The sequence below is a fragment of the Bacillus sp. FSL K6-1284 genome (assembly GCF_038002625.1).
Lineage (GTDB): Bacteria > Bacillota > Bacilli > Bacillales > Bacillaceae > Bacillus > Bacillus paralicheniformis.
Genome location: NZ_JBBOCW010000001.1, coordinates 3,317,051 through 3,327,500 on the forward strand (window position 1 = coordinate 3,317,051; position 10,450 = coordinate 3,327,500).

The following is a 10,450-nucleotide window of genomic DNA, read 5'->3' on the forward strand; positions in this document are numbered from 1 at the left end:
GGGCTTAGCGTTTTTAAATTCGGCGGTGATACGGCTCAATTTCCCAAATGTCTTCCGCATACTCCCTGATCGTGCGGTCACTTGAAAAATATCCGGCATGCGCGATGTTTGTGACGGCTTTTTCGGCCCAAAGACGCTTATTCAAGTAGTCTTTTTGAATCCGTTCCTGCGCTTCAATATAAGAAGCAAAATCTTTTAAAACAAAGTATTCATCATTATAAGCGATCAGCGAGTCATAAATCGGCTCAAATTCGCCGGCTTCCCCTTCGAAAAAACCATTGATCAGCTGATCGGCCGTCTGTCTGATCCTTGCATCATGCTGATAGTATTCCCTTGACAGATAGCCGCCTTTTTCAGTGTAGTTCAGCACTTCATCCGCCTTTAAACCGAACGTGTAAATACACTCGTGCCCCACCCTCTCAAGCATTTCAATATTGGCGCCGTCATGCGTGCCGATCGTCAAAGCCCCATTGATCATGAACTTCATGTTTCCTGTACCGGAGGCTTCTTTGCTTGCCGCAGATATTTGCTCGCTGACATCTGACGCCGGAAAGATACGCTCGGCGGTTGATACCCGGTAATTTTCCAGAAAGATGACATTGATCGATTGTCTGACATCCGGATCATGATTGATTTTATCTGCGACTGAATGGATCAGCTTGATCACCTTTTTGGCATAATGATAAGTCGGCGATGCTTTTGCCCCGAAAATAAATGTTTGCGGATAAATGGCAAAGCCTTTGTCTTCCTTCAGCCTGTTGTACAAGTACATGATATGGAGCACATTTAAAAGCTGGCGCTTATAAGCGTGGAGACGCTTGACTTGAACATCGAAGATGCTGTCAGGATTAATGGCGAATCCGATGCTGCCTTTCATCATGTCTGCCAAAAGCTGCTTTCGTTCCCTTTTGATGCGCTGAAATGCTTCAAGAAACGCGGAATCGTGCACAAACGGACGAAGATCCAAGAGGCTTTCCGGTTCTTTCAGCCACCTGTCTCCTATCGCTTCAGTTATCAGGTTCGCCAGCGGCGGATTTGCCTTTAACAGCCACCTTCTATGTGAGATGCCATTCGTTTTATTATTGAATTTAAAAGGGAATACAGAATAAAAGTCGTTCATTTCCCGCTCTTTTAATATGGTTGAATGAATGTTGGCTACGCCGTTAACACTGTAGCTTCCGACAATCGCCAGATGGGCCATTTTCACTTCGCCGTGGGCGATGACGGCTAGCTTTTCGATCCTTCCCCATTCACCCGGGTATTTTTCCCACAGCCAGCCGCAAAACCGCTCATTGATCTCCTCAATGATCATAAAAATTCTCGGCAGAAGCGGTTGAATTAAATCGATCCTCCATTTTTCCAGCGCTTCGGCAAGCGTCGTATGATTCGTATATGAAATCGTATGTACGGTAACATGCCACGCTTCATCCCACGTCATTTTTTCTTCATCAAGCAAAATTCTCATCAATTCCGGCACAGCCAGAGCGGGGTGGGTGTCATTGATATGGATCGCAACTTTTTGATGAAAATCATGGAGTGACGGGTGATTTTTCTTATAGCATTTCACAATGCTTTGCAGGCTTGCCGATACTAAAAAATATTGCTGTTTCAAACGGAGAATCTTGCCTTCGTCATGCGTGTCATCCGGATACAGGCATTCAGATACAGCTTCTGTCTCGCGCTTATACTTCAAAATATTCGGTTCATGATGGAGCGAGCAAGGCTCCGCATTCCACAGCCGGAGGGTATTGACCGTCTCGGTCTCATAGCCGATGATCGGAATGTCGTAAGGCACGGCTGTCATCACTTCCGCTTCTTCCTGCCAAAAGCGGAGGCGCCCTCCTTCCTGCGCCATCTTGACCCGCCCGCCGAAACGAACACAAACAGCCTGATCGGCGTTGCGGATTTCCCAGACGTACCCATGTTTGAGCCATTGTTCAGGCAGTTCGACTTGATGACCGTCAACGATTTTTTGTTCGAAAAAGCCATGCTTGTAGCGAATCCCCATCCCATGCCCGGGAAGGTCGAGCGAAGCCAGTGAATCCAAAAAGCACGCCGCGAGCCTGCCCAATCCGCCATTGCCAAGGCCTGCATCCATTTCGGCCTCTTCGATGTCTTCAAGACAAATGCCAAGCTCGGAAAGACCTTCTTGGACAACTTCACGGACGCCGAGGTTGAGCAGGTTTTGGCCGAGCAGTCTGCCCAGAAGAAATTCAATCGATAAATAATAGGTCTGTTTATTTTGGTTGGAGCGGCTCCTTTCATTGGTCCTGATCCAGTTTGCGCTGATATGTTCCCTGACCATGATGCCGAGCGTCTGATACTGGTCAAGCGTAGAAGAGTCCCGAAAGCTTTTTCCGCACAACCGTTCAAGACGCTTCAAAAAGCATTGTTTAAAGCTTTCTTTACACGAGAACATGGCGCTTCCCCCTTTATCTCCCGGCTGTATAACTGCTGATACTGACGGGCTGACAAAGCCCAGCTGACATCATGTGTCATGGCTTTTTGAACGATACTGCCCCATTCTTCTTTCCGGTGATATATAGACAGTGCTCTTTTAATCGTATACTTCATATCATGGGCGTTAAAATGGGCGAACGTAAAACCGTTGCCTTCACCGTTTGTTTCCTGGTAAGCGGTCACTGTATCGTGAAGCCCGCCTGTTTCCCTGACAACCGGAACCGCTCCGTATCTAAGGGCAATCAGCTGCCCAAGACCGCACGGCTCGAATTTTGAAGGCATCAGGAAAAGATCGCTGCCGGCATAAATCTTGCGGCTGAGCGGTTCATGAAAACCGATATACGCCTTGCACCGCTCCGGAAAAGCCTGCTCCATATAGCGAAAATAATTTTCATATTCCGCTTCTCCGGTTCCTAAAACGAGCAGCTGCATGTCTTCTTCTTGAAACAGTTCGTGCAATACCCGCTTGATCAAATCGATGCCTTTTTGCTTCGTCAGCCTTGTCACCGTGCTGATGAGCGGAATGTCTTCATTCACCGGCAGACCGAATGTCTTCTGGATCACAGCTTTATTTTTCCGTTTTCCGTCACGGTTGACGGCATCGTAATGATAATCGATGTGAGGATCATTTAAAGGGTCGTACAGCTCATCATCAATCCCGTTTAAAATGCCGGTAAGCACATCCTTCTTGTCTGCCAGCACCCCTTCAAGCCGCTCGCCGTAGTATGGAGTCAAAATTTCATTGCTGTACGTCGGACTGACCGTTGTCACCCGGTCAGCGGCAATAATGCCGCCTTTCATATAATTGATGTGTCCATAAAACTCGAGCTTTTCCGTTGTGAAGTGGGAAATGTCAAGGCCGAGCAAGTCATGGACCGCTTCCTTCGGAAAAATTCCCTGAAATTGAAGGTTATGAATGGTGAATACGCTTTTCATGCGCTGATAGAACGGTTTTTTTTGATATTCCTCTTTTAATAAATAATTGATCATCCCTGCGTGCCAATCATGGGTATGGATGACATCAGCATCAAAATTCAGCGCGTATAATGCTTCCAAAACGGCCCGCGAGAAAAAAGCAAACCGTTCTCCATCATCATAATGGCCGTAGAGGGAATCCCGGTTAAAATAATACTCATGATCTAGAAAATAATAAGAAATTCCGTCATGTTCAAGGTGTTCAATGCCGCAAAACTGCCTGCGCCACCCGACGCGAACTTCGCATTCAGCCGTTTTAACCATCCTTCTTCTGAAATCTTCCGCAATCAAGCTGTATTTCGGCATCATGACAGCCGTTTCTATTCCTAAAAGGGCGAGTTCTTTCGGGAGCGCACCGGCGACATCGGCGAGCCCGCCTGATTTAACAAACGGCACACATTCAGAGACAGCGAATAAGACTTTCAAGAGTTCATCAGCGCTCCTTGTACGGCTCCTTTTTTTATGATGAAAGGGAGGCTCATAGTGCCGGACATTTCGATATGATGGCCGACTTTGACATCCTTGTCGCAGATGACGTGCTCCAGTCGGCAGTTTTCTCCAATCCTTGTTTTTTGCATAATCACGCTGTTTTTAATGGTCGTTCCTTTTCCTACGTGAACTCCTCTGAACAAGACCGAATTTTCAACCTCGCCTTCGATGACGCAGCCGTTAGCGATAATCGATTGCTTTACCCTGCTGTTTTTAGCGTATTTTACTGGAGGATCGTTTTTTATTTTTGTGTAGACAGGCTGGCTCATATGAAAGACTTGCTCCCGAAACACAGGCTGGATGAGGTTCAAACTATGAAAAAGGTAGCTTTCAGGAGAGTCGATCACGGCGGTATACCCCGAATGCTCATAGCTGTTGACGGATAGCGAACCACGCTCTTTCCGGCAGACTTCCTCAAAAGATTGCGCTCCTCCGGCGCAATGCCCTTCAACCATCTCCCTCAACAGACTTTTTTTCGTGACATACAAACCTAAAGGTTTTCCTTCTTGACAAACTTCAGTCAGATCACACCCAGATTCAAGGTGCTGGTTGAGCACTTCTTGAAAAGGAATGTGACAGACCGTATAGCTGTTTGCCACAGCAGCATATGGCTGAGTACTTCTTTGAAAATAATCGAGATGCTCGGCAAATTGCCGAAACGAACCAAGCCCGACATGCTCATCATGGGGAATCGAAGACGGAAGAAAGAAAAGACCGTCCCTTTTCCTGTTTAAATCCCACTCTTTTCCCGATCCTAAATGATCCATCAAGGAACGGTACGGAGACTTGGAAAATACAGCGACACTCCGAATGCCTGCATGAACCATGCCTGACAACGCAAAATCGATCAGCCGGTACCTTCCTGCAAACGGAACGGCTCCGATCGAACGTCCGGCCGTTAAATCCTGAAGAGAGTGCTGGTTGACAGCTGCATCAATAATCCCCAGCATTTGTTTATTCATTGGCACCATCCGCCTCTCCGTGTTGTTTAAACAACCTTATGTTTTTTGACATATTCCTCTGTGATCAGCAGGATTTCGCCATCTTCCGCCTTCGCGTGAAATCCGTCCGGAATTCGTATTCCTGCCGATACAATAGCATTTTCGATCTCAACATGCTCTCCAATTGAAACGTCATGCATCACGACTGAACGTTTGATCGCGGAATGTCTGCCGATTGCAACGCGTTGAAAGATAACCGAACGGGTGACAGCCCCATATACGGCGCACCCTTCGCTAATGAGCGATTCTTTGATGTCCGCCTGCTCGGCAACAAACTGCGGCGGTAGGTTCGGAGCGACGGAATAAATCCGCCAGTTCCGTTCGAACAGGTCAAGTGGAGGATGATCTCCAAGCAGATCCATATTAGCTTCCCATAAACTTCTGACCGTACCGACATCCTTCCAGTACCCTTTAAACGGATAAGCGTTCAGCTTCTTTTTTTCCTCGAGAAGAGCCGGTATGATATCTTTACCGAAATCGTGGCTTGAGCCGGATTTTTTTTCATCGCGTTCAAGCGCCTCTTCAAGCACGCTCCATTTGAAAACGTAGACACCCATCGATGCCAAGTTGCTCTTCGGGTACTTCGGCTTTTCCTCGAAGCTTGTAATCTCCATCTTGTCATTCGTATGAAGAATACCGAAACGGCCGGCTTCTGCCCAGCTCACTTCGATGACGGCAATGGTGGCGTCAGCCTGTTTCTCCACGTGGTATTCGAGCATTTTTCCGTAATCCATTTTGTAGATATGATCTCCTGATAGGATGAGTACATGTTCAGGCTGAAGCTCTTTTAAAAAATGGCGGTTTTCATAAATCGCGCTTGCCGTTCCTTTGTACCACTTCACTTCTGACGCTTCTGCATAAGGGGACAAAATGGAGACCCCGCCGTCATTGCGGTCAAGATCCCATGGCTCGCCGATGCCGATATATGAGTTTAATAAAAGCGGTTGGTATTGAGTCAGCACACCGACATGATGAATTCCCGAGTTGGCGCAGTTGCTGAGGGCAAAATCGATGATTCTGTACTTGCCGCCAAATGGAACGGCCGGTTTTGCGAGGTTTTTCGTTAAGGCATTCAGCCTGCTTCCCTTGCCGCCAGCCAAAAGCATAGCCACACATTGTTCTTTCATCCCTTTTTCGCTCCTCTCTTTTTGACTGCTCTGAAAACCGCAGCTCCCAGCGGAGGGACTGTCATGCTGATGCTGTATGGTTTGCCATGCAGAACGCCTGCTTTTGCTTGAAGGCGTTTCGGGTTGATTTGGTGTGAACCTCCGTATTTTACATCATCGCTGTTAAGCACTTCGATATATTCGGTTTGAAAAGGGACGCCGACCTGATATTCGTGATAAACGGAAGGCGTAAAATTGCAGACGATAATCAACGCTTCACCGGGCTGTTTTCCATAGCGGATAAACGATACAATCGACTGTTCCGCATTGTTGACGTCAATCCACTCGAATCCTTGCTGCCGATGATCATTTTCATACAGAATACGGCTTTTTTTGTAGAGGTGAAGAGCCTCCTTTGTAAACATCCGGGCCTTGCAGTGCATGTCAAAATCGTCCAAGAACCAATCGAGCTCTTCTTCGTCTTTCCATTCATCAAATTGAGCAAACTCACCGCCCATAAAGAGAAGTTTTTTTCCCGGGTGCAGCGTAAAATAACTGATCAGCAGGCGGTACTGGGCGAATTTCTGCCAGTAATCGCCGGGCATCTTATGAAGCAGAGACTTTTTGCCGTATACCACTTCATCATGGGAGAACGGCAGGATGTAATTTTCTGAGTAGGCATACATTAAGGAGAATGAAACAAGATGATGCAGGTGTTTTCTTTGTTCTGGGGAAGCTTCCATATAGGTTAATACATCGTTCATCCAACCCATATTCCACTTATAATTAAACCCGAGACCGCCTGCATAGGTCGGATGCGTCACAAGCGGCCAGTCTGTGGAGTCCTCAGCAATCATTAAAAAGTGGGGATCTTTTGCAAAAACCTGTTCATTTAAAGTTTGAATAAATTCGACGGCAAAGCCGTTCGCTTCAGCCTGAGGACGGTTTGGCCAATACAGGAGGTTTGCAACTGCATCGACTCGAAATCCATCTATATGATACATCTCGATCCAATACAACGCATTCGAGATTAAAAAACTGCGAACTTCTCGTTTTCCGAGGTCAAAATTGGCGGTCCCCCATTCCCAATTTTCCCTGTCATGCTCATGTGAATATTCATACAGCGGCATACCGTCAAACAAATACAAGCCGTGGTCATCTTTGCAGAAATGGCCGGGAACCCAATCCATAATAACGCCGATCTCATGCTGATGGCACTGATCGATAAAATACATCAAGTCATGCGGTTCGCCATATCTGCTCGTTGGACTGTAGTACCCCGTTGTCTGATAGCCCCATGAACGGTCAAACGGGTGCTCTGTCAACGGCATCAGCTCGATATGTGTGAATCCGTGTTCTTTAACGTAAGGAATGACTGTTTCGCTCAGTTCCCGGTATGTGAAAAAACGCCCATCCGCTTTCTTTTTCCACGAACCGACATGAAGCTCGTAGATGGAAATCGGTTTTTCATATACGTTTTTTTGTTTCTTTTTCTTTTGCCACTTTCGGTCGCCCCATGGGTATCCGGCCAATTGATAAGTGATCGATGCCGTTTTCGGCCTGACTTCAGAAAAAAAAGCATAGGGATCGGCCTTCAATTTTGTTTCATTTGCGGCTGTGATCATTTCATATTTATACAGCTCCCCTTCTCCTATGCCGGGGATAAACAGTTCCCATATGCCTTCCTGATGACGCTCCATTTGATGCCGGGCACCGGACCAGCCATTAAACGTTCCGGCGATTCGAACTTCCTTCGCATGAGGGGCCCAAACACAGAAGCGAAAACCTTGGCGGCCGTCCTGTTCCATTTGATGAGCGCCGAAAAATCTGTAGCATTCATAAAGCCGACCGTCATGAAAGAGATGCGCTTTAATATCCGAGGCACTCACACCAGCCATTGATTTCATCCTTTCTGCCACTATATTTAAAGATTACTCTTTTATTCGCATAATATGGCTTGATCCCTTTCATGAAAGCGCTTCTTTTTATTGACAAAGTTCAACAATATCCTTTTTGAACATTGACTGAAGTCATACAGGCATAAAAAAACTCCGCATCATAATGATGCAGAGTTTAACATGATGACCCGTACGGGATTCGAACCCGTGTTACCGCCGTGAAAGGGCGGTGTCTTAACCACTTGACCAACGGGCCTTATTAAAAAAATGGCGGAGAAGGAGGGATTTGAACCCTCGCGCCGCTTACGCGACCTACACCCTTAGCAGGGGCGCCTCTTCAGCCACTTGAGTACTTCTCCATGGCTCCGCAGGCAGGATTCGAACCTGCGACCGATCGGTTAACAGCCGATAGCTCTACCACTGAGCTACTGCGGAATATCATGGTGGGCCTGAATGGACTCGAACCATCGACCTCACGCTTATCAGGCGTGCGCTCTAACCAGCTGAGCTACAGGCCCATGATATGCAAATGGAGCGGGTGATGGGAATCGAACCCACGACATCAGCTTGGAAGGCTGAGGTTTTACCACTAAACTACACCCGCATTTCGCATGGGGCGGTTGATGGGAATCGAACCCACGAATGCCAGAGCCACAATCTGGTGCGTTAACCACTTCGCCACAACCGCCGCAATATATAAAATTGTAAAATGGTGGCTCGGGACGGAATCGAACCGCCGACACACGGATTTTCAGTCCGTTGCTCTACCAACTGAGCTACCGAGCCTTTATTAAATGGCGGTCCGGACGGGACTCGAACCCGCGACCTCCTGCGTGACAGGCAGGCATTCTAACCAACTGAACTACCGGACCATTTTGGCAATAAATTTAAATTTGGTTGCGGGGGCAGGATTTGAACCTGCGACCTTCGGGTTATGAGCCCGACGAGCTACCGAACTGCTCCACCCCGCGATGATCAAAACAATAATATAGATATATGGCGGAGGAAGAGGGATTCGAACCCCCGCGGGCTTTGACACCCCTGTCGGTTTTCAAGACCGATCCCTTCAGCCAGACTTGGGTATTCCTCCGTAACAATGGTGGACCTTGTAGGACTCGAACCTACGACCGGACGGTTATGAGCCGTCTGCTCTAACCAACTGAGCTAAAGGTCCTTTAATAGCGGCGGAGGGAATCGAACCCCCGACCTCACGGGTATGAACCGTACGCTCTAGCCAGCTGAGCTACACCGCCATGGTGAATATTAAAGATAACAAAGTGGAGCCTAGCGGGATCGAACCGCTGACCTCCTGCGTGCAAAGCAGGCGCTCTCCCAGCTGAGCTAAGGCCCCAAATAATGGTCGGGAAGACAGGATTCGAACCTGCGACCCCATGGTCCCAAACCATGTGCTCTACCAAGCTGAGCTACTTCCCGTTATATAATGGCGCGCCCGAGAGGAGTCGAACCCCTAACCTTTTGATCCGTAGTCAAACGCTCTATCCAATTGAGCTACGGGCGCATAGATGATCAAGCGGAAGACGGGATTCGAACCCGCGACCCCCACCTTGGCAAGGTGGTGTTCTACCACTGAACTACTTCCGCAAAATAGATTGGCAATGCGGATGAAGGGACTTGAACCCCCACGTCTTTAAAAGACACTAGAGCCTGATTCTAGCGCGTCTGCCAATTCCGCCACATCCGCATGAAAATGGTGAGCCATGAAGGACTCGAACCTTCGACCCTCTGATTAAAAGTCAGATGCTCTACCAACTGAGCTAATGGCTCCAATACTGCAATGAAAACTGAAGACTTTTTCGAAAGCTATCTGTCTTTTTTCAGCAACTTTTATATTGTATCATAAAATCGTGGTGCCGGCAAGAGGACTTGAACCCCCAACCTACTGATTACGATTCAGTTGCTCTACCAATTGAGCTACACCGGCCCATTCCAAAATGAATGGTGGAGGATGACGGGATCGAACCGCCGACCCTCTGCTTGTAAGGCAGATGCTCTCCCAGCTGAGCTAATCCTCCTCGTCAGTTGTTGGAGTAACTCTCGATCTGACAAGGACTATTATATACGGGAATACACCCATTTGTAAAGGCTATATTAAAAAAATTTTATTTTCAGTTTATTCTATCATAACAAGACGAATGTGCACACATCGTTGCGCTTAATCCGTATATTGCATCAAAAGCTTCAGAGCAACATTTATCCCTATGTACTGCTTATAATAGGTTCTTCAGACGCTCCGTGAATTCCTGTCTTTTCCCCATAGCAAATTTGTATTCGAATTGATTTTTTCAAAACAATTTTAAGTCCTTTTCGAGCGATAAGCAATGTATTTGGCTTCTCGACTCTCTCTATCCCAACTCTTAATACCAAGCGGCGTGTTTTGAAAATGAGTGTTGTACGGCTCAAAATATATGCCTTCATTTGTCAATTTTAAAACTGTTCAATACCTCAAAATCCCTTTTCCGGAACATCCATCTTTTGCTCCTCTATTTGCATGAGTTTCACT

Annotated in this window: 5 protein-coding genes and 20 tRNA genes; all 25 read right to left on the reverse strand. The window is 47.2% G+C overall.

Annotated elements, in window-relative coordinates; genetic code table 11:
* Positions 1-13: 13 nt before the first annotated feature.
* The 25 genes from MHB72_RS16950 to MHB72_RS17070 all read right to left on the reverse strand — a co-directional run bounded on the left by MHB72_RS16950 (position 14) and on the right by MHB72_RS17070 (position 9,962).
* Positions 14-2,419: a glycogen/starch/alpha-glucan phosphorylase gene (locus MHB72_RS16950; protein ID WP_105979991.1), complete on the reverse strand. Its 2,406-nt coding sequence runs from the start codon at positions 2,417-2,419 to the stop codon at positions 14-16.
* Complete coding sequence (gene glgA, locus MHB72_RS16955) at positions 2,380-3,861, reverse strand: glycogen synthase GlgA (protein WP_023855808.1); 1,482 nt, start codon at positions 3,859-3,861, stop codon at positions 2,380-2,382. The genes MHB72_RS16950 and glgA overlap by 40 nt, the downstream gene beginning before the upstream one ends.
* Positions 3,858-4,886, reverse strand: a complete 1,029-nt coding sequence (locus MHB72_RS16960; protein WP_023855807.1) for a sugar phosphate nucleotidyltransferase — start codon at positions 4,884-4,886, stop codon at positions 3,858-3,860. The genes glgA and MHB72_RS16960 overlap by 4 nt, the downstream gene beginning before the upstream one ends.
* A 26-nt stretch (positions 4,887-4,912) precedes the next feature.
* Positions 4,913-6,052 (reverse strand): glucose-1-phosphate adenylyltransferase, encoded by a 1,140-nt coding sequence (locus MHB72_RS16965; protein ID WP_216919712.1) that lies wholly within the window; start codon positions 6,050-6,052, stop codon positions 4,913-4,915.
* Entirely contained in the window at positions 6,049-7,929 is a 1,881-nt protein-coding gene (gene glgB / locus MHB72_RS16970; RefSeq protein ID WP_216919710.1) for a 1,4-alpha-glucan branching enzyme, read from the reverse strand. The genes MHB72_RS16965 and glgB overlap by 4 nt, the downstream gene beginning before the upstream one ends.
* Positions 7,930-8,113: 184 nt before the next feature.
* Positions 8,114-8,185: transfer RNA gene (locus tag MHB72_RS16975), tRNA-Glu, on the reverse strand.
* A 12-nt stretch (positions 8,186-8,197) separates the two neighbouring features.
* Positions 8,198-8,288, reverse strand: a tRNA-Ser gene (locus MHB72_RS16980).
* 1 nt (position 8,289) lies between these two features.
* A tRNA-Asn gene (locus tag MHB72_RS16985) sits at positions 8,290-8,364 on the reverse strand.
* 6 nt (positions 8,365-8,370) lie between these two features.
* A tRNA-Ile gene (locus MHB72_RS16990) sits at positions 8,371-8,447 on the reverse strand.
* A 12-nt stretch (positions 8,448-8,459) separates the two neighbouring features.
* A tRNA-Gly gene (locus tag MHB72_RS16995) sits at positions 8,460-8,533 on the reverse strand.
* Between the two features lie 8 nt (positions 8,534-8,541).
* Positions 8,542-8,617, reverse strand: a tRNA-His gene (locus MHB72_RS17000).
* A gap of 22 nt (positions 8,618-8,639) precedes the next feature.
* Positions 8,640-8,715, reverse strand: a tRNA-Phe gene (locus MHB72_RS17005).
* A 9-nt stretch (positions 8,716-8,724) separates the two neighbouring features.
* Positions 8,725-8,801, reverse strand: a tRNA-Asp gene (locus tag MHB72_RS17010).
* A gap of 22 nt (positions 8,802-8,823) precedes the next feature.
* Positions 8,824-8,900 (reverse strand) — tRNA-Met (locus MHB72_RS17015).
* Positions 8,901-8,926: 26 nt separating this feature from the next.
* A tRNA-Ser gene (locus tag MHB72_RS17020) sits at positions 8,927-9,019 on the reverse strand.
* Positions 9,020-9,026: 7 nt separating this feature from the next.
* Positions 9,027-9,103 (reverse strand) — tRNA-Ile (locus tag MHB72_RS17025).
* 5 nt (positions 9,104-9,108) lie between these two features.
* Positions 9,109-9,182: transfer RNA gene (locus tag MHB72_RS17030), tRNA-Met, on the reverse strand.
* Positions 9,183-9,207: 25 nt separating this feature from the next.
* A tRNA-Ala gene (locus MHB72_RS17035) sits at positions 9,208-9,280 on the reverse strand.
* A 6-nt stretch (positions 9,281-9,286) separates the two neighbouring features.
* Positions 9,287-9,363: transfer RNA gene (locus MHB72_RS17040), tRNA-Pro, on the reverse strand.
* Positions 9,364-9,371: 8 nt separating this feature from the next.
* Positions 9,372-9,448: transfer RNA gene (locus MHB72_RS17045), tRNA-Arg, on the reverse strand.
* An 11-nt stretch (positions 9,449-9,459) separates the two neighbouring features.
* Positions 9,460-9,531 (reverse strand) — tRNA-Gly (locus MHB72_RS17050).
* Between the two features lie 15 nt (positions 9,532-9,546).
* Positions 9,547-9,631 (reverse strand) — tRNA-Leu (locus MHB72_RS17055).
* A gap of 7 nt (positions 9,632-9,638) precedes the next feature.
* Positions 9,639-9,714 (reverse strand) — tRNA-Lys (locus MHB72_RS17060).
* Between the two features lie 81 nt (positions 9,715-9,795).
* Positions 9,796-9,871 (reverse strand) — tRNA-Thr (locus MHB72_RS17065).
* A 15-nt stretch (positions 9,872-9,886) separates the two neighbouring features.
* Positions 9,887-9,962: transfer RNA gene (locus MHB72_RS17070), tRNA-Val, on the reverse strand.
* Positions 9,963-10,450: the final 488 nt, after the last annotated feature.